Here is a 23,581-nt window from a genome sequence, read left to right on the forward strand (position 1 = left end):
ATCTCCTGGGCTACCCCCCTCCCTAACCCTCCCCCACAAGGGGGAGGGAACGCACCGCCGCCGCGGCAGCAGCACTCCCGTCACGAACGTGTGACGGCGCGTAACGTCCGACACATCTATCCCGAACAGCCCTCGTGACCCCCTCCACGAGTGCCCCGATGCTCGAACTTCTCTTCGCGATCCTCGCCGGCATCCTCACCATCGCCGCGCCCTGCACGCTGCCGATGCTGCCGATCCTGCTCGGCGCCTCGATCGGTCGCAGCTCGCATCTGCGCCCCGCGATGATCGCGCTCGGCTTCGTCGTCTCGTTCTCGGCCGTCGCGCTGCTGTTGGGCGCGCTGACGCGGGCTTTCGATTTCGATCCGAACGTGCTGCGCGAGGCGGCAGCCATCCTGCTGCTCGGCTTCGGCCTGTTGATGCTGTGGCCGGCGCCGTTCGAATGGCTGTCGATCCGGCTCAACGGCTGGCTCGATCTCGGCAATTCCAGCGCCACGCAGCGCGAGGGCGCGCTCGGCGGACTCGTGCTCGGCACCACGCTCGGCCTGGTCTGGACGCCCTGCGCCGGCCCGGTGCTCGGCTCGATCCTGACACTGGTCGCGACGACGAAGAATTTTGGCTGGGCCGGCACGCTGCTGGTGGCCTACGCGATCGGCGCGGCGATTCCCATGCTGGCGATCGCCTATGGCGGGCAGGCCGCCACCACGCGGGTGCGCAGTCTCGCGCGCATTTCGCCGCGGCTGCAGCAGGGTTTTGGCGTCGTCGTGATCGGCTTCGCCATCGCTGCCTATTTCCAATACGACACGCTGATCGTGGCGTGGCTCACCGGCTTCTATCCCACCGGCCAGATCGGCCTGTGATCATCGCGCATCTCAACCGGAGGACTCGTCCATGACTTTCAAACTGCTCGCCGTCTCCGCCGCTCTGATCGGCATCGCCGTAACAGGCGCCGTCATCCCCGGCATCTGCGACGAGGCTCCGCGTGCTGTCCCTGTCGTCACCGCTGCCGCAAGCCAGCAGACTGCGCCCGACTTCGCCGGCATCAACAACTGGTTCAACTCGAAGCCGCTCAGCCTCGCCGACCTCCGCGGCAAGGTCGTGCTGGTCGACTTCTGGACTTATGGCTGCGTCAACTGCGTCAACACGCTGCCGCACGTCACCGAGCTCTACACCAAGTACAAGGACCGGGGTCTCGTCGTGGTGGGCGTGCACACGCCGGAATTCCCGTTCGAGCGCTCGGCCTCCAATGTCCAGGCGGCGCTGAAGAGGCACGGCATCACCTATCCGGTGGCGCAGGACAATGATTCCAGGACCTGGAACGCCTACAGCAACCAGTATTGGCCGGCGCAGTACATCATCGACCAGAACGGCAAGATCGTGTTCCAGCACGCGGGCGAAGGCCGCTATGACGAGATCGACCGCACCGTGGCAAAGCTGCTGAACGCCAATAGCTAACACCCGGCGCGGGTCTCGCCGTTGCTGCTTGACTCCACGGACCCGTCCGTGGAGTTTCGCGGGCTACGGAATCAGCCGCCCGCAATGGACGACGCCACCAGCAGCACCGACATTCGCCTTCGTGAAGGCGCCTCGATCGCGCAGCGGCTGGTCATGTCCGGCTTTGCGGCCGCCGTTGCACTGTGCTTCACGCCGGGCCTGTTCACGCACGACCTCCTGGAGGTGATCATCTCCGTGGTCGCGCTGCTGGTGGGAGCGGCGTTCGTCGGAATCATCATGCTGGCGCCAGCGGTGGTGTGGATCATCACGCCGGACGAGATCCTGATCGGGGAGCAGCGTCCGTTCGGAAAACTAAAGACGCGGATCGTTGCCAAAGACGACATCAGGGGATTGCAGGTTCCCGGAAGCAAGAGGGCGAAAGCCCGCTTCCAGCTCGCCTTCACGCTCGCCTCCGGTGAGCGCCTGACGTCGCCGCCGATCACCGATGTCACCCACGTGCATGACACGGTGGCGCGGATCGCCGCGCAATTCGACGTTCCCGACGTCGAGTCTCCTGTCAATCCGCTCGATGCCAGCAATCCCGAGATGCGTCTCGGCGACCCCCTCGAGCCGTTCTCGAAGAGAGACATCAGGATCGTCGCACTGATCGTCGTCGCATTGTGCGCCGTTCCCTACGCCTACAGGCTTTGGCGTGGCCTGTCGCCCGGGCCGGTCGACATCATGCTGCTGCCGGTCGGCGCGATCGCCGCTTTCGGCGTTTATCGATATGCCAACCTTGTGACCGGCGCCTTCTGGATCATCCGCCAGGGCGATATCCGCGTCGAACGCCTGTGGGGCGACGGCACGTTGCGCGCCGACCACATCGAAGGGCGCGACGTCAAGACGATCACGGTCGAGCGCCGCGGCCGGTCCGAGGACGAGCACTGCATCGTCGTGATCCGCTTGCTCTCAGGACGACGGTTTCGCAGCCCTCGGATCGGGTCGAGGCTCGAGGCGCGCGCCGTGGGGACGGAGATCGTCCGGCGGCTCGGGATCGCGCCGGAGAACAACAAGATCTAGCTGGCATCTCGTGCGAATTGGCGAAGTTGATCTCACCGCTGGTTCGGTCTGAGCCTCTCCCGCTTGCGGGAGAGGTCGGCGCGCCCGGGCGATGCGAAGCATCGCCCCGCGCGCCGGGTGAGGGTTCTCTCCTCTGGGGGAGTCTTTCTGCGGAGACACCCTCTCCCCGACCCTCCCCCGTAAGCGGGGGAGGGAGCGCATCGACTTCTCGGCGGTAATCTGAGCTTTTCGCGCCATCCCCTGTTTGTGGCATTGCCGACGGTCCGTCAAAAAACCAAAGCATTCTCGTGACATACCAGCCGGGCGCGCCATCAACTTGCCATGAAGCTGCCGCTGGGTTCAGATGGTTCCGAACGAAATTCGCTGTGGCAGTGGGGAGAGCTTGAAATGACGGATTTTCGTCGCCTGACCGGGATGTTTGTGGCTGCGATCGGCCTGATCCTGTCCGCGCCCCATGCCTACGCCCAGCAGCCCGACCGCGGCGACGAGCCGGGCCTGGTCGCCGACGATGCCTTCGAGCTCGATCCGGAATGGCAGAAGCAGGTCGTCTACTTCCGCACCACCGAAGCGCCCGGCACCCTCATCATCTCGACCGCCGAACGGCATCTCTATCTGGTGCAGCCCGGCGGTCGTGCGATCCGCTACGGCATCGGCGTCGGCCGCGATGGCTTTCAGTGGCAGGGGCTGGTGAACATCACCAACAAGAAGGAGTGGCCGGATTGGACGCCGCCGCCGGAGATGATCCAGCGCCAGCCCTATCTGCCGCGCTTCATGGCCGGCGGCCCCGGCAATCCGCTCGGCGCGCGCGCCATGTATCTGGGCACCACCGTTTATCGGATCCACGGCACCAATCGGCCCGACACGATCGGCACCAAGGTCTCCTCGGGCTGCTTCCGGCTCGTCAACCGTGACGTCGCCGATCTCTACGATCGCGTCCCTGTCGGCACCAAGGTGGTCATCCGGCAGAAGCCCGAACTCTGATCTTCTCGCCCTGGCGAATATTCCTTTTCCCGATTATTTCGAGAGAGCAACATGATGCGCACTTTTCGTGGCGGCCTGCTGATCGGGCTCGCAGTCGCCGTGCTGGTCGCCGTCCTGGCCATCATCTATGAATTCTACGACACCCGCACCCTGAAGCGCACCGTCCGCCGCGGCGAGGTGCTGTGCGGCGTCAACAAGGGCCTGCCGGGCTTCTCGATCCCCGACGACAAGGGCAACTGGACCGGCTTCGACGTCGATTTCTGCCGCGCTGTCGCGTCGGCGATCTTCAACGACCCGAGCAAGGCGAAATTCGTCGCGCTCGATGCCAGCGAGCGCTTCAAGGAATTGCAGAGCCGGAAGGTGGACATCCTCTCACGCAACTCGACCTGGAGCATGGCGCGCGAGCTCGACTACGATCTCTATTTCCCCGCGGTCGCCTATTACGACGGCGCAGGCTTCATGCTGCCGCGTGCGCGCAACAAGGAAACCGCGCTGGACCTGACCGGCAGCAAGGTCTGCGTCCAGACCGGGACCACCACGGCGCTCAACGTCGCGGATTACTTCCGTGCCAACAACATGAAGTATGAAGAGATGAAGTTCGACAAGCTGGACGACGTGGTGAAAGCCTACGATACCGGCAAATGCGACACGCTCTCCGCCGACGTCTCCCAGCTCTACGCGCTGCGGATCAACCTGTCGAAGCCCGGCGACCACATGATCCTGCCGGACATGATCTCCAAGGAGCCGCTCGCGCCCGTCGTGCGCCAGCGCGACGACGACTGGATGATGATCGTGAAGTGGACGCTGTACGCGATGATCAACGCCGAGGAGCTCGGCGTCTCCTCGGAGAACATCGACGAGGCCCTGAAGTCGAAGAAGCCGGAAGTGATGCGGCTGGTCGGCACCGAGGGCAATTACGGCGAGCAGCTCGGCCTCACCAAGGATTGGGTGGTCCGCATCATCCGCCACGTCGGCAATTACGGCGAGATGTACGAGCGCAACATCGGCGAGAAATCGAAGCTGAAGATCCCGCGCGGCATGAACCAGCTGTGGAATGCGGGCGGCGTGCAGTATGCACCGCCGGTGAGGTAAGGAGCTCTATCCGCCGACATTGCGAGCGAAGCGAAGCAATCCAGAGTCTTTCCAAGGCGACGGTCTGGATTGCTTCGTCGCAACTGCTCCTCGCAATGACGAGCTTGGGGCAGGCGCGCTATCCACAATCTCAACTGTCATCGCCCGGCTTGACCGGGCGATCCAGTATTCCAGAGACGGTTGTGATCAATCGAGAGGCCGCGGCGTACTGGATCGCCCGGTCAAGCCGGGCGACGACACCGCCTGTGAGGCGACGCCCTGGACCTCACACCCGCTCGCCTCAATATCCCCGCGCCCGCGCCAGCTGCTCGGTGTGGTAGTTCGCATCCCCGAACAATTCCTCGCACACACGCGCGCGCTTCATGAAGAAGCCGATGTCGAACTGGTCGGTCATGCCCATGCCGCCATGCATCTGCACGCCTTCCTGCACCGCGCGCGTGGCGGTGGTGCCGGCGCGAGCCTTTGCCACTGCGACACTTGATGCGGCTTTGGCGACGTCCGTATCGAGCGCTTGCAGCGCCTTCATTACGGCGGCGCGGGTGATCTCGATGTCGACGTAGAGCTCGGCGGCGCGGTGCTGCAGCGCCTGGAATTCGCCGATCAGCTTGCCGAATTGCTTGCGGCTCTTGAGGTACTCGACGGTGCGGTTGAACACCTCTTCGCTCAAGCCGACCATTTCGGAGGCCACCGCGCCGCGCCCGATATCGAGCACGCCGTCGAGCAGTGCGCCACCCTGGTCGATTTCGCCGAGCACGCTGTCGGCATCGAGCTCGACATTGGCAAGCTCGATCCGCGCCGCATTGTGCGCGTCGACCATGATGGTGCGCTCGATCGCAACGCCCTTGGCCTTGGGGTTGACCAGGAACAGCGTCAGCCCCTCGCGCTCGCCGGCCGAACCCGCAGTGCGCGCAGCGACGATGATGAGATCGGCGACGTGACCGTCGACCACCAGCGCCTTGGCGCCGGAGAGCCTGAAATCGTTGCCGGCGCGCACGGCCTGGAGGTTGGTCTGAAGCGGGCGATGTTTTGCGCCCTCGTCGATCGCGAGCGTCGCCAGCAGGGAGCCGTTGGAAATCTTCGGCAGATACTCCGACTTCTGCGCGACATTGCCGCCACGGTTCAGCGCCGAGGCCGCGACCACGCTGGTGGCGAGAAAGGGCGACGGCATCAGCGTGCGGCCGATCTCCTCCATCACCACGCCGGCCTCGACATAGCCAAGACCGCTGCCGCCGAACTCTTCCGGCACCAGCAAGCCGGCAAAACCCATCTCGGCGAAGGAATGCCAAAACTCCCTGGAGAAGCCGGTGGGGTCCTTGCTGTCGCGCAGATGCCGCAAATGCGACACCGGCGCCTTGTCGCTGATCAGCCCGCGCGCGCTGTCGCGGAGCATCGATTGTTCTTCGGTGAGGACGAGGGCCATGGGTGCGTTCCGATTCGAAATCTGTTTTGTCTTGGTCATTCCGGGATGGCCCGAAGGGCCAGGCCCGGAATCCATCAGGCGGCATATACGCGGTGAAATGGATTCCGGGCTCGCGCTTCGCGCGCCCCGGAATGACGGGAAATCTTACGCTCCCGGCAGATCAAGGATGCGCTTGGCGACGATGCCGAGCATGACCTCGGTGGTGCCGCCCTCGATCGAGTTGGCCTTGGTCCGCAGCCAGGCGCGCGGACGCGCTCCTTGCTTCGAACGTTCGCTCTCCCATTCCAGTGCACCGACGCCACCGGCCGACATCAGGATCTCGTAGCGGCGCTTGTTCAGCTCGGTGCCGTAATATTTCATTGCCGACGAGAACGCCGGATGCGCCTGACCCGCCTTGGCGAGATCGACCGCGCGCTCGGCGCAGGCTGCAAGCGCAGCTTCATCGACGTCGAAGCTGGCGATCTGGCCACGCAGCATGGCATCGTCGAGCCGTCCCAGCGCATCGGTGCCGACGGAATCGGCCGCGATCTGGCCCAGCGGACGGCCGACGCCGCGCTCGCCCATGCCTGATATCATCGCGCGCTCGTGCTGGAGCAGATATTTCGCGACGTCCCAGCCGCGGTTGACGGTGCCGACCACGTGCGATTTTGGCACGCGGACATTGTCGAAGAACGTCTCGCAGAACGGCGAGTAGCCGGAGATCAGCAGGATTGGCTTGGTCGTCACGCCCTTCGAGGTCATGTCGAACAGGATGAAGCTGATGCCGTCATGCTTCTTCGCGGCGGGATCGGTGCGGACGAGGCAGAAGATCCAGTCGGCGTAGTTGGCGTAGGACGTCCAGATCTTCGACCCCGTGACGACGAAATCATCGCCGTCGCTCTCGGCGCGGGTCTGGAGCGACGCGAGATCGGAGCCGGCGTTCGGCTCGGAATAGCCCTGACACCAGCGGATCAGGCCAGCCGCGATCTTCGGCAGATGCTCTTTCTTCTGCGCGTCGTTGCCGTATTTCAGCAGCGCCGGCCCGAGCATCCAGATGCCGAAGCTCGACAGCGGGGGCCGCGCGCCGATTCGTCCCATCTCCGCGCGCAGCACCTTGTGCTCGGCGGCGCTCAGGCCACCGCCGCCGTACTCCTTCGGCCAATCGGGTACGGTCCAGCCCTTGTCGCGCATGCGCTCGAACCAGATGCGCTGCGGCTCCGACGAGAATTTTGCGTTACGTCCGCCCCAGAACACGTCGGCGTCGGAGGTCGCGGGCTTGCGCATCTCCGGCGGGCAATTGGCTTCCAACCAGGCGCGCGTTTCGCTGCGGAATGTTTCGAGATCGGCGGTCTCAGTCTCGCTCGTTTTGTCGCTCATGGATCGTTTCCATCAATCTATATCGGCTTGTTGAGCTCGACTCTGGGCCATCGTCTCGTGGAATTCAACCACTTCCGTGTCACGCATCCGCTATAGTCGCCGCGACGGCGAAGCTTGAAAACAAAGAGGAAACAACAATGCGCCTGAAGTTTCTTTCGCCTGGCGAAATGAACGAGAGCCAGCGGCAGACCTATGACGAGTCGATTGCCGGCAAGCGCGGCAAGCCGCCCGCGCCGATGATGGCCTGGCTCAACAGCCCCGACATGGCGCGTCACGCTACGCGCCTCGGCGAGGTCCTGCGCTACGACACGATATTTCCCGCCAAGCTCTCGGAGATCGCGATCCTGGTGACGGCGCGGCACTGGACCGCGCATTACGAATGGTACGCGCACAAGCGCCTCGCGCTTGCCGGCGGCATGAAGCCCGACATCATCGACGCCATCCGCGACCGCCGCACGCCCGTCTTCGACGATCCCAGGGGCAAGATGATCTACGACGTCGCAAAGTCGCTGCATGAGGGCCACGGCGTCGAGAAGGGCCTCTATAATGAGGCGGTGAAGCTGCTCGGCGAGCGCGGCGTGGTCGAGGTGATTGGTCTCTGCGGCTATTACACGCTGGTGTCGATGACGCTGAACACGTTTGAGTTCGAGCTGCCGGAGGGCGAGGTGCGGGAGCTGTCGTAAGTTGCCTATCCGGAAACGCTGGGTTTCGGGATCGGCCGGTAGCACTGTCCCGGGCCCGGGCTTATGTGGAGTTCATCAACGGAGCAGCCGCATGTCGCAGAACCAAGCCGTCGCCGCCGGCACCAGGATCGGCCACGTCCATCTCAAGGTCGCCGATCTCGATCGCGCGCTGGGCTTCTATTGCGGCGTGCTCGGTTTCGAGCTGATGCAGCGCATGGGCTCCGGCGCGGCCTTCATCTCGGCCGGCGGCTATCATCACCACATCGGGCTCAACACCTGGGAGAGCAAGGGCGGTTCGCCGCCACCGCCCGGCACGACCGGGCTCTATCACACCGCGATCCTCTATCCGACGCGGCCCGCGCTGGCGGATGCGCTGCACCGCGTGCTCTCGGCCAGCATTGCGCTCGACGGAGCGAGCGACCATGGCGTGTCCGAAGCGCTGTATTTGCGCGATCCGGACCAGAACGGCGTCGAGTTGTATTGGGACAAGCCGCGGGAGCAATGGCCGTTCGGGCCGGACGGCAAGCTCGCGATGTTCACGAAGCGGCTGGATGTGGACGGGCTGCTGAAGCAGCGCGAGGCCTAGTCTCGTAGGGTGGGCAAAGCGAAGCGTGCCCACCAAATCTCGCGAGGGCAAGTGGAGAATCAGATGGTGGGCACGGCGCGATGCGCCTTTGCCCACCCTACGAAAGCTTTGCTCGCGGCTTCCCCCGCACCATGATCAGCGCCGCCGCCACAACCTCCAGCGCAATACACAGATAGAACGGCAGCTCATAGCCACCGGAGAAATCGCGCAGAAAGCCGACCACGCCAGGGCCGAACGCATAGGTCACCTGGTTGATTGCGGTGTTGAGGCTGATCAGCACGCCGAACGAGGCGGAATCGAACTCCTGCTGCACGATCAGCGACGGCAGCGTGATGAGATTGCCGACCGAGAAGCCGAACAATGCGCAGGCGGCGATCAGCACGTAATCATTGTGCATATTGATGACGACGAGAAGCGCCACGGCCTGGCTCAGGAACGACAGCGCCGAGGCGAGCCGCTGGTTGAGGCGGTCGATCACCAGCGAGAACAGCACCCGGCCGATCACCGCCATCGCGGTCAGCACCGCAACCGCGACGGCCGCCCGCTCGCGCCCGATCACGGGATCGAGGAACGAGATCAGGTGGACGATGAAGCCGACCTGCGCGAACAGCACCAAGGCAAAAGCAATGGTCACGGTGAGGAAGCCGACATCGCGCAACGCCTGGCTGCGGATCTGCGCCGACGATTGCGGCTTCGCCTTCGTCGCGGCGCGCCGGCCATGGAGATCAGGCGGGCGGCCGACGACAATCAGGATCACCGGCACGAGCAGCACGAGCATGGCGCCGGCGACGATAAACATCGCACTGGTGAAGCCGACATGGCCGATCAACGTCACCAGCAGCGGCACGCCGACGATGCCGCCGAAGCTTGCGCCATTCAGCGCGAGACTGATGGCCATGCCGCGCTTGTGGTCGAACCACAGGCTGATCGTGTTGGTGATCATGGCCAAACTGGTACCGGCCCAACCGAAGGCGAGCACGGCGTTGGCGAGATAAAGCTGCCACGGCTCGCGCACCGCGCCGATCGCGACCGCCGCGGCCGACATCGCCAGCGTCCCCGCGATCAGGCCGAGACGCGGGCCGTATTTGTTGACGGCCTCGCCGACGAAAACGACGAGCAGCGCGCCGAACAGATAGAAGAACGTCGTGCCGGACGAGATCAGCGAGGCCGACCAGCCGTGCGCGCGCTGGAGCTCGGCGACATAGACGCTCTGGCCGTAGAAGCCGAGCCCCCAGCCGAAGGTCGCGAGCAGGAAGCAGACCGCAACGATGCGCCAGCCTTCGTAGCGGAGGGAGGATTCGTCGATGGATACGTCGTGCCGGGGATTGTCGAGCATTTGCGCTTGTCCTTGGTTTCCCCCGCGAGCGCCTTGCATCACGCCCGCCTGTTCATGACGAGCATCATGTAACAACCCAAGCCCCGGAAATCACTTCGACCTGGATCGAACTATCAACGCTGCTGACAGCCTCCCGCCATCTCAGATCGCGTCCGGGAACTCACCCATGGCCGCGTCCAGCCGCGCTTTGCGGCGGCGGGCAAAGGAGGCCAGCGAGAGCACGGCGAGGCCGAGCAGCACCGGCGGAAACACCACCATGTTCACCGCGGACCAGCCGTAACTGGCGAGCAATTGGCCGGACGAGAACGAGCCGATCGCCATCATGCCGAACACCAGGAAATCGTTGAAAGCCTGCACCTTGTTGCGCTCCTGCGGCCGGTGCGTCTCCAGCACCAGCGCGGAGGCGCCGATGAAGGAGAAATTCCACCCCACACCAAGCACGATCAGCGTGGCCCAGAAATGCATCGCGGTGATGCCGGACAGGCCGATGCCGGCGGCGCCGGCCTCCAGCAGCAGGCCGGCGGCAACGACCTTCCGCGCGCCGAAGCGGGCGATCAGCGCGCCCGTGAAGAAGCTCGGCCCGTACATGGCGACGATGTGCCATTGGATGCCGAAATTGGAATCGGAAACGCTCAAGCCGCACAGCTTCATGGCGAGCGGCGCCGAGGTCATCACCAGATTCATCATGGGATATGAGATGACGCCGCACAGCGCCGCCGCGATGAAACGCGGCTGGGTCACGATCTCGAGCAGCGGCCGCCCGCCGTGAAGATCGGCCGGTGCCGGTTTCGGCATGTCGACCCCCGCGACGATGCCCATCGCGATGAGCGCGACGGCAGCCTGGACCAGAAAGCTGAAGGCGAACAGATAAGGCTGCCAGACATCCATGGTCCATTGCACGAGCTGCGGACCGAGCACGCCGGCGAACACGCCGCCCGCCATCACCCAGGACACCGCCTTGGGCCGATAGGCTGCACTGGCGCCGTCGGCGGCAGCGAAGCGATAGGACTGCGCCACCGCGCCGTAGAGGCCGCCGAGAAAAGTCGCGACACAGAACAGCGCGAACGAAGCGTGCAGGATCGCGAAGCAGCCGAGCAGACCGGTCAGCGCACCCACACCGGTGCCGACGATGAAAGCGACGCGGCGGCCGAAGCGGCGCGAGATCGCGCCGGTCGGCAGCGTGCCGGCGGCGAGGCCGAGCACATACATCGAGATCGGCACGGTCGCGAACGAGACGTCGGGCGCGAGCGTCGCGCCGACGATCGCGCCGGTGGCGAAGATCACCGCAGAGTTGGCGCCGGTCAGCGCTTGCGCGGCGGCAAGGCGCACCACATTGGCGCGCACGCGGGCGTCGGCGGCGATCTCATTGGCTGCAGTCACATCCAGCATCGGTATTTCCGCCCCAACGGGCTTTTAAGTGCTTCCAAGGGGCTCGCTTGATTCCCAGCACTATGGCGGGGCGCGGGAGGGCGGGCAACCGGCGCAAACGGGCGCAGGCCATGTCTCTGACGCAATCGGGCCGATGATAACGGGCCGCGCACTTGACGGCTTGCGCTCGATCAAATCCTATCCGCCGCAACTTTCCGGAGTTTCGTTCATGTCCGTCGACGACAGGCCTACGCTCAGTGCTCCCGATGACGATCCCTGGCTCTGGCTGGAGGAGATCGAAGGCAAGCAGGCGCTCGATTTCGTCACGCGGCAGAACAGCCTGACGCTCGAGGCGTTCGGCGGAGCGGCCTTCGCGCGCGACCGCGACATCCTCGCGGCGATCTACGATCGTTCCGACAACATTCCCTATGTCAGCCGGCGCGGCGACGAACTGCACAATCTCTGGAAGGATGCCACCAACCCGCGCGGCCTGTGGCGGAAGACTTCGCTCGCGGAGTTTCGCAAATCGCATCCGGCGTGGGAGATCATGCTGGACGTCGACCAGCTCGCCGCACGCGAAGGCGAGGACTGGCTGCTGAGCGGCATCACCACGCGGCCGGGAAGCGCGCGCGCCATTTTGGGCCTGTCGCGCGGTGGCAGCGACGCCGTCACCTTGCGGGAATTCGACCTCGACACCAGGAGTTTCGTGGCGGACGGATTTGCGCTGTCGGAAGCCAAGGGCGGCGCCGATTGGCTCGATGCCGACACGCTGCTGCTGTCGAGCGCCCATGGTGAGGGCATGGCGACGAGTTCGGGATATTCGCGGACGGTTCGCCTGTGGCGGCGCGGCCAGCCTGTCGATCAGGCGCAAATGATCATCGAGACCACGGCCGATCATATGGCGATCTCCGGCATCGTCGACGACACCGCTGCGGCCCCGCGCAGCTGGATCGTCGACCAGATCGACTTCTTCAATCATGCGCTCTGGCTGCGCGATGCAGACGGCGCGACGACGAAGCTCGATCTGCCGACCGGCATCTGGTTGCAGGCGCATGGCGACTGGTTCGCGATGAAGCTGCGCGAAGCCTGGTCGATCGAGGGAAAAGCCTATGCCGCCGACACCGTGCTCGGCATGTCGCTCTCGGCCTTCCTCGCCGGCAGCCGCGATTTCGCGGTGCTGTTCGAGCCGGAACCTCGCCGCGCCTTGCAAGGTCTGTTCTGGGCCGGGGGCAGGCTGGTGCTATCGATCCTCGACGAGCTCCAGCCGCAATTCGAGATCTGTACGCCGTCCGCCACAAGCTGGAGCCGCGAGAAACTCGGTGGCCTGCCGCAGATCGGCGTCGTCGACATCTGGCCGCTGGATCGCCATCCCTCCGAGAGCAATGGCGACCTGCTTGCGAATGTGCAGGATCCGCTGACGCCGCCGTCGCTGCTGCTCATCGAGCGCGGCGTCGCGAGCCCGACCGTGTTGAAGCAGGCGCCTAAAACATTCAACGCCGACGGCCTCATGGTGACCCAGCACGAGGCGATCTCGATCGACGGCGAGCGTATCCCCTATGTGCAGACCGGCCCTGTTGGCGAGACCGGCGATGCACCGGTCTATATGAGCGCCTATGGCGGCTTCGCCCATTCGGTGAAGCCGTATTACAATCCGTCACTCGGCAAGCTGTGGCTGGAGCGCGGCGGCACGACGGTGCAGGCGAATTTGCGCGGCGGCGGCGAATTCGGCACGCGCTGGCACGATGCCGGCCGGCTCGCCGGCAAGAAACTGTCGCACGATGATTTCGCAGCCGTTGCCGCCGATCTCGTCCGCCGCGGGGTGACGACGGCAAAGCGCATTGCCGCGCAGGGTGGATCGAACGGCGGCATCCTCATCACCAACATGCTGGTGCGATACCCCGAGCGTTTCGGCGCGCTGTTCTGCACCATCCCGCTGATCGACATGCGCCGCTACACGAAGCTGCTCGCCGGCGCGAGCTGGATCGCGGAATATGGCGATCCCGACAAGCCGGAGGAGTGGGACTGGCTCAAGACCTACTCCGCCTATCACAACGTCAAAGCCGGCCAGCCCTATCCGCCGATCCTGATCGCCACCACGCGACGCGACGACCGCGTCCATCCCGGCCATGCGCGCAAGATGGCCGCAAAGCTCCAGGCGATGGGCTACGAAGCCTGGTTCTACGAGCCGGAAGCCGGCGGCCACGGCTACGGCAAGGACAACAAGGAGCGCGCGGGGTTTGAGGTGATCGGTTTTCGGTTCTTGAAAGAGAAGATCGGGTGGAAGGACGGCGAGGGCTGACGAGCGCGAAGCGTCGGGTTCGATACGCCGCTTTGCGATGGCGCCGCTTCGAAGATCGACATTCGCAATCCGCCTATGCGGGCAACCCGGGTTCTTGGCTCGATCGATCCCTTTTACGCTCATTGGCGAAATCGTCAGTTTGGGACTTGTAATTCATGCAATTCATTGCGTCCGGCCGCGCCAGGCTTGCAACCGAGGTGATGGGCGACGGCACTGCCATCGTCTTTCTTCATGCCAACGTGTGCGACCGGCGCATGTGGCGCACCCAATTGGATGGAATCGGCGCCACCAACAAGGCGGTCGCCTATGACCGACGCGGGTTTGGCGAAACTCGCGCCGAGCCGGAGGACTTTTCCGCCCTCGCGGACCTCGTTGCGGTGCTGGAGGCGACCGCAGATGGCGAGCCCGCAATCCTCGTTGGTTGCTCCCTTGGAGGCCGCATCGCACTCGATGCAGCCCTCCGACACACATCGCGTGTTCGCGCCCTCGTCCTGATCGCTCCGAATGTCGCAGGCGCGCCCGATCCGGTCTACACGCCCGACATCGAGACGCTGATGGCGCAATCGAAGGAGGCCGAGGCGTCCGGCGACCTCGATCGATTGAACGCGATGAAGGCGCGTCTCTGGCTGGATGGACCGCTCGCGCCCGAAGGTCGTGTCGCGGGTCCCGCGCGCGATCTGCTCCTCGACATGAACGGCATCGCGCTCCGCTCCCCACCGTTCGGATCGGACATTGATATTCAGCCCTTCTTCCACCGGCTCGGCGATGTCGCAGTACCGACCCTCGTGGTGTGGGGCGACCTCGATTTCCCCTACGTTCAGGAACGCTGTCGCCACATCGCGGCTGTCGTGCCGGGCGCAGAGGCGCACGAAATGCCCGGCGTGGCTCATCTCCCCAGCCTTGAACGCCCGGCGGACACGACGGCTCTCATTTCCGAATTCGTCGCCCGGCGCCTGGGATGAGATGGCGAGGCGCGATAGCGCTGCATTTTCGCGCTCTCACCATCACGGCGTGAGGCGGGCACCATTCTCTCATTCCCTCCCCCCTTGCGGGGGAGGGGCAGGGAGAGGGGTAGCCACACGAGGACTCGCTCGATTTGCGAGCGCGGCACGATCGGAGATGGATAGACCTATTCCTGGGCCACCCCTCTCCCCCGCCCTCCCCCACAAGGGGGGGAGGGAGCGCGCTGCCATCGTGGCGTGCACCCAGGCATAAGTCAGCAGCGCCTCAACCGCGCGAAAACACCAGCGTCAGATTGTTCGCGGGCATCTCGATTGCATCGACGAGGCCGAGGCCTACCGCCTTCGCGAGCTTCTCGACGTCGCTGACATCCCGCACGCCCCAATCGGGATTGCCTTCGCGCAAGGAGGTGTCGAACACGGCGTTGCTGAGTGCGGTGTGCTTGCCGTCGCGCTTGAACGGGCCGTAGAGAAACAGCTTGCCGTCGGCGCGCAGATAACGGCCGGCGCCGGCGAACAGGCCCTCGGCCACGGTCCATGGCGCGATGTGGATGACATTGGCGCAGAACAAGGCGGCAAGACTTGACGGCGCCTGCCCGCTTTTCATCTCCGGACACCAATCGGGATCGGTGAGATCGATCCGCAGCGGCGAGCGGATGTTTTTCAGGCCTGAATGAACGCGCCAGGCCTCGATGCTCTTGAGGTGGCGCTGGTTGAGATCGCTGGGCCACCAGATCAGGCCGGGCGTGTGACGGGCGAAGTAGACCACGTGCTGGCCGGTTCCGCTGCCGAGCTCGACCACGTTGCCGGTGCAACCGGCGAGATGCTTTTCCAGTGCCGCCCAGAGCGGCTCGTGATTGCGATGAAATGCCGGTGCGTCGAGCCGCCCATCCGCCTCGACCCGACCGCCATCCCTGCCGAATTCGACGACATATTCAGCCAAGTGATGTCCCCTTGAAAAAACGAGAACGCGATGAAAACAGGTTGAGCGCCCAAACGCTCGGGAAACGCCGGCCCGCGCCACGGCCCTTAACTCTCGGGCCAAATCGGCTGAACAAATAATCTCATTAGTTGCAATGGGGAAGATATTAACTTCATTTTGTCGCGTGCATAGTCTCGATTGTCAGGCGGTGCCCTTTGTGCTTTGGAACGCTTCTATTTCGCGATCTTGACCATCGATATAACGCCTCGGAATGACGCCTTGACCGCCTTTTCCCGGACGCCCGTTCTGTTCATCTTGCTGGCCATTGCCGCCGGCCTCGCCAGCCCGGCGTGGGCGCAGTCCGCTGTGGCCGACGGCCAGAAACTCGCTTTCGACCGCGGCAAGGGCAATTGCCTGACCTGCCATGTCATCCGGGGTGGCGACCTGCCGGGAACGATCGGGCCGGAACTGAAGGACCTCAAGGCCAAATACCCCGATCGCAACGAGCTGGCCGCGATCATCTTCGACGAGACCAAGCGCAATCCGCAGACCATGATGCCGCCGTTCGGCCGGAACCGGATTTTGACCGAACAGGAGATCAGCGCGATCGTTGATTTCCTGCAGACCCTGTGACTTCAGGCACGCCACGAGATTTGGTTGGGAGACCCGAGATGACCACACTCACCGGCCCAAGCGCGACGCGGCGCCTGATCCTTCAGGGCGCAGCCTCGGTCGCGCTGCTCGGCCTCGGCAATCTGCCGTTCGGCGCCGCTCCCGCGCGCGCTGCGGCCAACGACAAATATCCCGAAGAGGCCTTCAAGCACAAGGGCGAGGCGGACGCCATCAAGGCGCTCTACGGCAAAACGGCCGAGCCGTCCGATAAGGTCAAGCTGGACGCCCCCGAGATCGCCGAGAACGGCGGCGTGGTGCCGATCTCGGTGACGACGACGCTCGACAAGGTCACCTCGATTTCGTTCTTCGTGGCCGAGAATCCCAGCGCGCTGGCCGCCAGCTACAGGATTCCCGAAGGCACGATCCCTGCCGTCGCCAACCGGCTGAAGATGGCCAAAACCACCAACGTCGTTGCGATCGTGGAGGCCGACGGCAAGCTCTACAGCGCGACCAAAGAGGTCAAGGTCACCGTCGGCGGCTGCGGCGGCTAAGCGAGGAAGATCGAGATGGCATCCAGCATTCGCGTCCGCGCCACCGCCAACGGCGACATCACCGAGGTGCAGGCGCTGATCCAGCACCCCATGGATACCGGCTTCGTCAAGGACGCCAAAGGCGAGCTGATCCCGGCGCATTACATCCAGCAGCTGAAATTCGAATGCAACGGCAAGGATGTCTTCGTTGCCGATTGGGGCACCGCGGTCTCGAAGGACCCCTACGTCAAGTTCAGCTTCAAGGGGGCCAAGAAGGGCGACGATCTCAAGGTCTCCTGGACCGATAACAAGGGTGCGTCGGACACGACCACCGCGAAGATCTCGTGATGAAGGCCCGCACCTCCATCCTGCTTGGTTCGTTGAGCGCCGCGCTGGTCGCGTTGGCCCTCACCTCTCCGCGCGTGGTGGCGGCCGACAAGGTCGATCCCGTCGCCGACGCCAGGGCGTTCCAGAACTTCTTCTTCCAGAAATTCCCAACCGTGAAGCACGAGGATTTCGTCAACGGCCCCTATTCGATGAACGAGGACATGAAGCGGCAGTGGCAGGAGAAGGAGGAATTCCCGCCCTACGAGTTCGCGCTCGACGCCGGCAAGGAAATGTTCGCCACCCCGTTCAAGAACGGCAAGACCTATGCCGACTGTTTCCCGAACGGCGGCATCGGCATCCGCCAGAACTATCCTTATTTCGACGAGAAGGAGGGCAAGGTCGTCACGCTGGAGCTGGCGCTCAACCGCTGCCGCGAGGCCAATGGCGAGGCGCCCTATTCCTACGTCAAGGACGAGATGGCCTCGCTCACCGCCTACATGGCCTTCACCTCGCGCGGCAAGCCGATGGACATCAAGATCCCCGACGATCCGCGCGCGCTCGCGGCATTCGAGAACGGGAAGCGCTATTTCTACACCCGCCGCGGCCAATTGAATTTCTCCTGCGCGAGCTGCCATGTGCAGAGCCCCGGCGAACGTATCCGCGCCGAGATCCTGGCGCCGGCGCTCGGCATTCTGAACGCCATGCCGATCTACCGCTCCGAATGGAGCGGCATGGGCACGACCAGCCGCCGCTTCGTCACCTGCAACAGCCAGACCCGCGCGGTTCCGCTGGAGCCGCAGGCGGATGAATATCGCGACGTCGAATATTTCCTGTCCTACGTCGCAAACGGCCTCCCAATATCGGGACCGGGAGCGCGGCCATGAAGCTGCCCCTTGCTCTCGCCATGCTGCTTGCCCTGCTGCTTACCCTCGGCCTCGCGCCGGCGGCCCACGCGGCAAATGAGGCGGACTACAAACCCGCCTATTCCGCAGCCGAAGCTGCCGCGAAGGAGGCTGCCAGCTTGCGCCACCAATGGACCGTGACCGTCTCGACGCTGGCCGCCGCAAAGAAGGCGGCCGATGGCGGCGATTTCGACCGCGCCGTGGCCGCAGCCAGGGAAGCCGAGGCGCTGGCGAAGGCCTCGATCTTCCAGGCGATTTCCGAAAAAGAGGCCTGGAAGGCGATGGAAATCCGCTAGACTGTTCGCTCCTGCAACAGCCTTGCGACCATGAGAGGGCGCGGAGAATTTCTGGATGGCGATCCGCCGCCGCGATTTCCTGAAGAATGCAAGCCTTGCTGCCGCATCGCTCGGCCTGCCGCGGCTTGCGCGCGGTGCTGAGGCCGCGAGCATTTACGACCTCGAACGGTTCGGCAATGCGCGGATCCTTCACCTCACCGATACGCATGCGCAACTCAATCCGGTCTATTTTCGCGAGCCCAGCGTCAATATCGGGATCGGCGAGATGGCGGGACGGCCGCCGCATCTGGTCGGCCGCGCCTTCCTCGACCGTTTCGGCATCAGGCCCGACAGCGCGGACGCCTATGCCTTCAGCTGCTTCGAGTTCGAGAAGTCCGCAGGTCGCTTCGGCAAGCTCGGCGGCTTCGCCCATCTGAAGACGCTGATCGACCGCTTGCGCGGCGATGCCGGCGAAAAGCACTCCATGCTCGTTGACGGCGGCGACCTCTGGCAAGGCACGGGGCTCGCCAACATGACGCAGGGTCGCGACATGGTCGAGGCCGCAAACCTGCTCGGTATCGAGGCGATGACCGGGCATTGGGAATTCACCTACGGCGAGCAGGCGCTGCGCGACAATCTCGCGCGGTTCAAGGGCGAGTTTCTGGCGCAGAACGTTTTCCTGACCGAGGAAGCCGCATTCAACGATGCCGCCGCCTTCGACAAGGCGACGGGGCGCGTGTTCAAGCCCTCCGTGATCAAGGAACTCGGCGGCCATCGCGTCGCGATCGTCGGCCAAGCCTTCCCTTACGTGCCGATCGCGCATCCCAAACGGTTCACGCCGGACTGGACCTTCGGCATCCGGGAGGAAGAGCTCCAGAAGCATGTCGACGGCTTGCGCGGCACCGACAAGGTCGATGCGGTCATCCTGCTGTCGCACAACGGCATGGACGTCGATCTCAAGCTCGCGAGCCGCGTCACCGGCATCGACGTCATCCTCGGCGGCCATACCCATGATGCGATCCCGCAGCCCATCGCCGTGAAGAATGCGAGCGGCACGACGCTCGTCACCAATGCCGGCTCCAACGGAAAATTTCTGGCCGTACTCGATCTCGCGCTCGACAAGGGCAAGGTCGGCGACGTCAAATATCATCTGCTGCCGGTTTATTCCGAGCTGTTGAAGCCCGATCCTGGGATGGCCGAACTGATCGGCCGGTTACGGGCGCCCTTCGTCACCGACTGGTCGGAGAAGATCGCGACGCCCGATCGCCTGCTGTATCGCCGCGACAATTTCGCCGGCCCGGTCGACGAGCTGATCTGCAGCGCGCTGCGCAACGAGCTCAACGCCGAGATCGCGCTGTCGCCGGGCTTCCGCTGGGGCGTCACCGGGCTGTCCGGCCAGGCGCTGACGATGGAGGATTTGCTGGCGGAAACCGCGATCAGCTATCCCGAGACCTATGTGCAGGAGATGACCGGCGCCCAGATCAAGGACGTGCTGGAAGACGTCTGCGACAACCTCTTCAATACCGATCCCTATTACCAGCAGGGCGGCGACATGGTGCGCGCCGGCGGGCTCAGCTACACGTGTACGCCGACGGCGGCGATCGGCAACCGCATCTCGGAGCTGAAGCTCAATGGCGGCAAGGCGCTCAATGCCAGCCACCGCTACAAGGTCGCGGGCTGGGCCTCGGTCAATGGCCAGCAAGGCGCGCCGGTGTGGGATGTGGTGGCAAAATATCTGCGCTCGGGTCGGATGTTTCAGGAGCGACTCGGCTCCGGCGTCACGCTGAGGGGCGTCGAGGGCAATCCGGGCATCGCAGGACAGGGATGATGCGGTCGCAAACCCTATCCGCGATGCTGCTGGCGCTGTTCGCCTGGGCGGCGATGCCGCCGGCTTTCGCGCAGCAGGTGCCGCTCCAGGACAAGCCGTTCGCCGAGCACAAGATCGTGCTGCAGCTCTCCGATGGCGATGCCAGGAAGCAAGCTCTGGTACTCAGCGTCGCCAACAATTTGCTGAAAGCCTACGACCCCGACAAGGTCGCAATCGAGGTGGTGGCGTTCGGTCCCGGCATCGATCTCCTGTTGTCAGGCAACGAGCGTCGCAAGCAGGTCGAGAGCCTGATCGCGCAAGGCGTACGCTTCGACATCTGCCTCAATACCGTCGACACGATCGAGCGAGAAACGGGCAAGCGACCGGAGTTCATCCCCGCGGCGACACCGGTGCAGGTCGGGGTCGGCCAGATCCTGTTTCTCAGCGAGAACGGGTACACATTGGTGAGGCCCTGACCTTTTGTCGGGGCAAAGCGTCGCGGCACAGTCGGTGTCATCGCTCGCGAAGGCGGGCGATCCAGTACTCCGAGACCGCGAGGGGTACGGAAAGGGCGCGGCGTACTGGATTCCCCGCCTTCGCGGGGAATGACAGCGGTGCCTAGGTGACGCCCACCCACGCAGCATAGGAATAAAAATCTTCTAAATTTTCGTGCTTACACAGTGAATTGCTTCTCTTTCCAGCCCGAAGCGTAGTAGAATCGCGAGGGAATTCACGCCGGATCTTGCCATGATCTTCCGTCAGCTCTTCGACAGTGTTTCGGGTACCTACAGCTATCTCCTGGCGAGCCGCCCCGGCGGCGAGGCGCTGATCCTCGATCCCGTGCTGGAGAAGGTCGACCGCTACTGCCAGCTGCTGCGCGAGCTCGACCTCAAGCTGGTCAAGGCGGTGGACACCCATCTGCACGCCGACCACGTCACCGGCCTCGGCGAGCTGCGCGACCGCACCCATTGCATGACCGTGATGGGCGACCAGACCAAGGCCGACGTGGTGGCGATGCGGGTTGCCGACGGCGACAAGGTGACGATCGAGGGCCTGGCGCTCGACGTGATGTACACGCCCGGCCACACCGACGACTCCTATTCCTACTTGATGGGCGACCGCGTCTTCACCGGCGACACGCTGCTGATCCGCGGCACCGGCCGCACCGATTTCCAGAACGGTTCTTCGCGCGCGCAATATGAGTCTATTTTCAATCGGCTGCTCAAGCTGCCGGACGAGACGATGGTGTTTCCGGCGCATGACTACAAGGGCGACACCGTCTCCACCATCGGGGAGGAGAAACGCTACAATCCGCGGCTCCAGGTGCGCTCGGTCGACGACTATATCGAACTGATGGCCAATCTGAAGCTTCCCAATCCGAAGATGATGGACGTCGCGGTGCCCGCCAACATGCATGTCGGCCTGCATCAGGAGGAGCTGGAGAAAGAGGGCCGCGCGCTCCGCGCCGTCGAGGCGATCCGCAGCCTCGGCCGTCCCGATATCCTGCTGGTCGATTTGCGCGAGACCAATGAGCGGATGAAGCACGGCATGCTCGAAGGCGCGCTGCATACGCCCTATCCGTCCGTTGAGGACAGCCTCAAGCCCGGCGGCATGCTGCGCGAGGTCGCGGCCGCCACCGGCCGCCGCGTCGTGTTTTTCTGCGCGTTCGGCGAACGCTCCGCGATGGCTGTCGCCGCCGCCAAGGAGGCCGGGCTCACCAACACCGCCCACATCGCCGGCGGCATCGATGCCTGGAAGAAGGCCGGGGGGCCGGTGGTGCACTGACGACTTGAGATAAGTCAGGAACCGCACATATCTTCCGGATAGGATCGGGCGCAGCATCACCATCCGGGACCAGCCATGGCCAAGATCGGCAAGCCGAGCGCGCCGCCCAAAATTGCGGACGACACGCCAGCAAAAGACAAGGCGAACAAGCCTTCGCCTCCGCGCGACACCGAAGACGATGATTACGAAGACGGCGACATCGCGACACCAAAGCGCGACCGCTACGGGCCCGACGACGAGCCGTTTTGAGGGCTCGGCTCTTGCCTCGCTCTCAACTGTCGTCCTGGCGAAAGCCAGGATCCATACCGCGTGATCTATCGATCGTGGATGGTCGCAGTACCGGACCACGAGTTTTCGCCAAACTGCTTCCTGGGGTGATGGGTCCTGGCTTTCGCCAGGACGACGGCGGGGAATCCCCCGCCCCGCGCTACTGCCATGCGCCTGCGTTCATGGACAAATAACCGCTCTGCCCGATAGTTTGCGCGTCTCCAAAGGACGTGAAACGGAACTGCAATGGTCGACGTTCTCGCCGCACCGCAACAAAGCAAGGCGGACAGCGCGCTACGCACGCTGACGGGAATCTCGATCGCGCATTGGGTCAGCCATTTCCATTTGCTGGTCCTGCCGATGCTGTTTCCGTTCCTCAAAAATCATCTCGGCGTCGGCTATGTCGAGCTCGGCTTTGCACTGACGGTGTCGGCCGTGGTGTCGGGGCTGACGCAGGCGCCGACCGGCTATCTCGTCGACCATTTTGGCGCGCGAAAGATTTTGCTGGGCGGCCTCACCCTCGGCGGCTTCGCGCTGATCCTGCTCGGCCTGCATCTGAGCTACACCTCGCTGATCGCCTGCGCCGTGCTGCTCGGGCTCGCCAACAGCGTCTACCATCCCGCCGACTATGCCATCCTCGCCGAGCACATGGACGAAGCGCGGATGGGCCGCGCCTTCTCGATTCATACCTTTGCCGGATATTTCGGCGGCGCGGTGGCACCGGCAATCGTCGCTGCGATGGTCACCATGTCTGGCGGTGCCGGTGCTCTGATCGCATCGGGCGCGATCGGCGTTCTGGTCGCGCTGTTGCTGGTGACCATGAACATTCCGGATGCCGGCGCGCACAAGGCGAAGCCGGGGACCGAGAACGCACCCAAACAAGCCGTGATCACGCCGGCGCTGATCACGCTGACGGCGCTGTTCATGCTGCTCAGCCTGTCGGTCGCCGGCATCAACAATTTCGGCGTGGTAGCGCTGATGAGCGGCTATGGCGTGACCTATTCCGCAGCCAATGTCGCGCTCACCGCGTTCCTCGGTGCAAGCGCCGCCGGCGTGCTCGCGGGCGGCTTCCTTGCCGACCACACCGAGCGCCACGGCTATGTCGCCGCCGCCTGCTTTGCCGCGAACGCGGCGATCGTGCTGCTGATCGCGCTGGTTACGCTGCCGGGCTGGGCGCTGATCGCTACGATGGCGACCGCGGGATTCCTCTCCGGCGTGATCGCCCCCTCGCGCGACATGCTGGTGCGCAATGCAGCACCTCCCGGTGCTGCGGGGCGCGCCTTCGGCATCGTCTCCACCGGCTTCAATCTCGGCGGCATCGTCAGCCCGCTGCTGTTCGGCTGGATCATGGACCAGAGCGCGCCGCATTGGGTGTTCGGGGCGTCCGTGATCTTCATGCTCGCGACGGTGGTGCTGTCGCCGTTCACGGAGCGGAAGGCGAAAGCTGCGGCTTGAGTATCAAGCTCAATCGTCGTCCCGGCGAAGGCCGGCAACTGTTATGTTGGCTTGGTGTGCAGGTACGGTTTCCTGTCGCGCATGATGGCATTGAGGACTGTGAGCAGC

The 23,581-nt window shown here is 64.3% G+C and carries 24 protein-coding genes; 19 read left to right on the forward strand and 5 right to left on the reverse strand.

The window, feature by feature from the left end:
- Positions 1-158 precede the first annotated feature (158 nt).
- The 5 genes from AC0L21_RS36085 to AC0L21_RS36105 all read left to right on the forward strand — a co-directional run bounded on the left by AC0L21_RS36085 (position 159) and on the right by AC0L21_RS36105 (position 4,584).
- Positions 159-857: a cytochrome c biogenesis CcdA family protein gene (locus tag AC0L21_RS36085; protein ID WP_473266598.1), complete on the forward strand. Its 699-nt coding sequence runs from the start codon at positions 159-161 to the stop codon at positions 855-857.
- 31 nt (positions 858-888) lie between these two features.
- The gene (locus tag AC0L21_RS36090; RefSeq protein ID WP_473266601.1) at positions 889-1,452 is read left to right on the forward strand and encodes a thioredoxin family protein; all 564 of its coding nucleotides are present in this window, start codon (positions 889-891) and stop codon (positions 1,450-1,452) included.
- Between the two features lie 84 nt (positions 1,453-1,536).
- On the forward strand, positions 1,537-2,511 hold the full coding sequence (locus AC0L21_RS36095; protein WP_473266603.1) for a hypothetical protein: 975 nt from the start codon (positions 1,537-1,539) through the stop codon (positions 2,509-2,511).
- 387 nt (positions 2,512-2,898) lie between these two features.
- Positions 2,899-3,492, forward strand: coding sequence for a L,D-transpeptidase (locus AC0L21_RS36100; RefSeq protein ID WP_247426781.1), 594 nt, complete (start codon positions 2,899-2,901; stop codon positions 3,490-3,492).
- 54 nt (positions 3,493-3,546) lie between these two features.
- The gene (locus AC0L21_RS36105; RefSeq protein WP_035975288.1) at positions 3,547-4,584 is read left to right on the forward strand and encodes an amino acid ABC transporter substrate-binding protein; all 1,038 of its coding nucleotides are present in this window, start codon (positions 3,547-3,549) and stop codon (positions 4,582-4,584) included.
- 280 nt (positions 4,585-4,864) lie between these two features.
- On the opposite strand, the gene AC0L21_RS36110 is transcribed toward AC0L21_RS36105, so the two are convergent.
- Both AC0L21_RS36110 and AC0L21_RS36115 read right to left on the reverse strand, forming a co-directional pair.
- Positions 4,865-6,004, reverse strand: a complete 1,140-nt coding sequence (locus tag AC0L21_RS36110; protein WP_473266604.1) for an acyl-CoA dehydrogenase family protein — start codon at positions 6,002-6,004, stop codon at positions 4,865-4,867.
- A gap of 144 nt (positions 6,005-6,148) precedes the next feature.
- Positions 6,149-7,360: an acyl-CoA dehydrogenase family protein gene (locus AC0L21_RS36115; protein WP_473266606.1), complete on the reverse strand. Its 1,212-nt coding sequence runs from the start codon at positions 7,358-7,360 to the stop codon at positions 6,149-6,151.
- 137 nt (positions 7,361-7,497) lie between these two features.
- On the opposite strand from AC0L21_RS36115, the gene AC0L21_RS36120 reads away from it, so the two are divergent.
- Positions 7,498-8,043, forward strand: a complete 546-nt coding sequence (locus AC0L21_RS36120) for a carboxymuconolactone decarboxylase family protein (protein WP_473266608.1) — start codon at positions 7,498-7,500, stop codon at positions 8,041-8,043.
- A gap of 91 nt (positions 8,044-8,134) precedes the next feature.
- Complete coding sequence (locus AC0L21_RS36125) at positions 8,135-8,629, forward strand: VOC family protein (protein WP_473266611.1); 495 nt, start codon at positions 8,135-8,137, stop codon at positions 8,627-8,629.
- 97 nt (positions 8,630-8,726) lie between these two features.
- On the opposite strand, the gene AC0L21_RS36130 is transcribed toward AC0L21_RS36125, so the two are convergent.
- Positions 8,727-9,965 carry an MFS transporter gene (locus AC0L21_RS36130; RefSeq protein WP_473266615.1) on the reverse strand — a complete coding sequence of 413 codons (1,239 nt, stop codon included), beginning with the start codon at positions 9,963-9,965 and terminating at the stop codon, positions 8,727-8,729.
- A 141-nt stretch (positions 9,966-10,106) separates the two neighbouring features.
- Positions 10,107-11,354: an MFS transporter gene (locus AC0L21_RS36135; protein ID WP_473266619.1), complete on the reverse strand. Its 1,248-nt coding sequence runs from the start codon at positions 11,352-11,354 to the stop codon at positions 10,107-10,109.
- A gap of 208 nt (positions 11,355-11,562) precedes the next feature.
- On the opposite strand from AC0L21_RS36135, the gene AC0L21_RS36140 reads away from it, so the two are divergent.
- Positions 11,563-13,632 (forward strand): prolyl oligopeptidase family serine peptidase, encoded by a 2,070-nt coding sequence (locus AC0L21_RS36140; RefSeq protein ID WP_473266621.1) that lies wholly within the window; start codon positions 11,563-11,565, stop codon positions 13,630-13,632.
- Positions 13,633-13,832: 200 nt separating this feature from the next.
- Positions 13,833-14,594, forward strand: coding sequence for an alpha/beta fold hydrolase (locus AC0L21_RS36145; RefSeq protein ID WP_473266637.1), 762 nt, complete (start codon positions 13,833-13,835; stop codon positions 14,592-14,594).
- Between the two features lie 265 nt (positions 14,595-14,859).
- Here AC0L21_RS36145 and AC0L21_RS36150 read toward each other — a convergent pair whose 3' ends face one another.
- The gene (locus AC0L21_RS36150) at positions 14,860-15,534 is read right to left on the reverse strand and encodes a DUF938 domain-containing protein (RefSeq protein ID WP_473266622.1); all 675 of its coding nucleotides are present in this window, start codon (positions 15,532-15,534) and stop codon (positions 14,860-14,862) included.
- A gap of 258 nt (positions 15,535-15,792) precedes the next feature.
- On the opposite strand from AC0L21_RS36150, the gene soxX reads away from it, so the two are divergent.
- The 10 genes from soxX to AC0L21_RS36200 all read left to right on the forward strand — a co-directional run bounded on the left by soxX (position 15,793) and on the right by AC0L21_RS36200 (position 23,473).
- Positions 15,793-16,146 carry a sulfur oxidation c-type cytochrome SoxX gene (gene soxX, locus AC0L21_RS36155; protein WP_007615843.1) on the forward strand — a complete coding sequence of 118 codons (354 nt, stop codon included), beginning with the start codon at positions 15,793-15,795 and terminating at the stop codon, positions 16,144-16,146.
- Between the two features lie 38 nt (positions 16,147-16,184).
- Positions 16,185-16,676: a thiosulfate oxidation carrier protein SoxY gene (gene soxY / locus AC0L21_RS36160; RefSeq protein ID WP_473266623.1), complete on the forward strand. Its 492-nt coding sequence runs from the start codon at positions 16,185-16,187 to the stop codon at positions 16,674-16,676.
- A gap of 15 nt (positions 16,677-16,691) precedes the next feature.
- The gene (soxZ, locus tag AC0L21_RS36165) at positions 16,692-17,003 is read left to right on the forward strand and encodes a thiosulfate oxidation carrier complex protein SoxZ (RefSeq protein WP_204513134.1); all 312 of its coding nucleotides are present in this window, start codon (positions 16,692-16,694) and stop codon (positions 17,001-17,003) included.
- Complete coding sequence (gene soxA / locus AC0L21_RS36170) at positions 17,003-17,866, forward strand: sulfur oxidation c-type cytochrome SoxA (RefSeq protein ID WP_473266624.1); 864 nt, start codon at positions 17,003-17,005, stop codon at positions 17,864-17,866. The genes soxZ and soxA overlap by 1 nt, the downstream gene beginning before the upstream one ends.
- Complete coding sequence (locus AC0L21_RS36175) at positions 17,863-18,180, forward strand: hypothetical protein (RefSeq protein ID WP_473266626.1); 318 nt, start codon at positions 17,863-17,865, stop codon at positions 18,178-18,180. The genes soxA and AC0L21_RS36175 overlap by 4 nt, the downstream gene beginning before the upstream one ends.
- A 55-nt stretch (positions 18,181-18,235) precedes the next feature.
- A complete protein-coding gene (gene soxB, locus AC0L21_RS36180; RefSeq protein ID WP_473266628.1) occupies positions 18,236-19,987 on the forward strand; it encodes a thiosulfohydrolase SoxB in 1,752 nt (583 codons plus the stop codon).
- Positions 19,984-20,442, forward strand: a complete 459-nt coding sequence (locus tag AC0L21_RS36185; RefSeq protein ID WP_473266630.1) for a DsrE family protein — start codon at positions 19,984-19,986, stop codon at positions 20,440-20,442. Before soxB ends, AC0L21_RS36185 begins: the two co-directional genes overlap by 4 nt.
- 271 nt (positions 20,443-20,713) lie before the next feature.
- Entirely contained in the window at positions 20,714-21,751 is a 1,038-nt protein-coding gene (locus tag AC0L21_RS36190; protein WP_007598021.1) for an MBL fold metallo-hydrolase, read from the forward strand.
- 75 nt (positions 21,752-21,826) lie between these two features.
- The gene (locus tag AC0L21_RS36195) at positions 21,827-22,000 is read left to right on the forward strand and encodes a hypothetical protein (protein WP_473266632.1); all 174 of its coding nucleotides are present in this window, start codon (positions 21,827-21,829) and stop codon (positions 21,998-22,000) included.
- Between the two features lie 264 nt (positions 22,001-22,264).
- Entirely contained in the window at positions 22,265-23,473 is a 1,209-nt protein-coding gene (locus tag AC0L21_RS36200) for an MFS transporter (RefSeq protein ID WP_473266635.1), read from the forward strand.
- Positions 23,474-23,581 lie beyond the last annotated feature (108 nt).

The sequence above is a fragment of the Bradyrhizobium sp. WSM4873 genome (assembly GCF_055811355.1).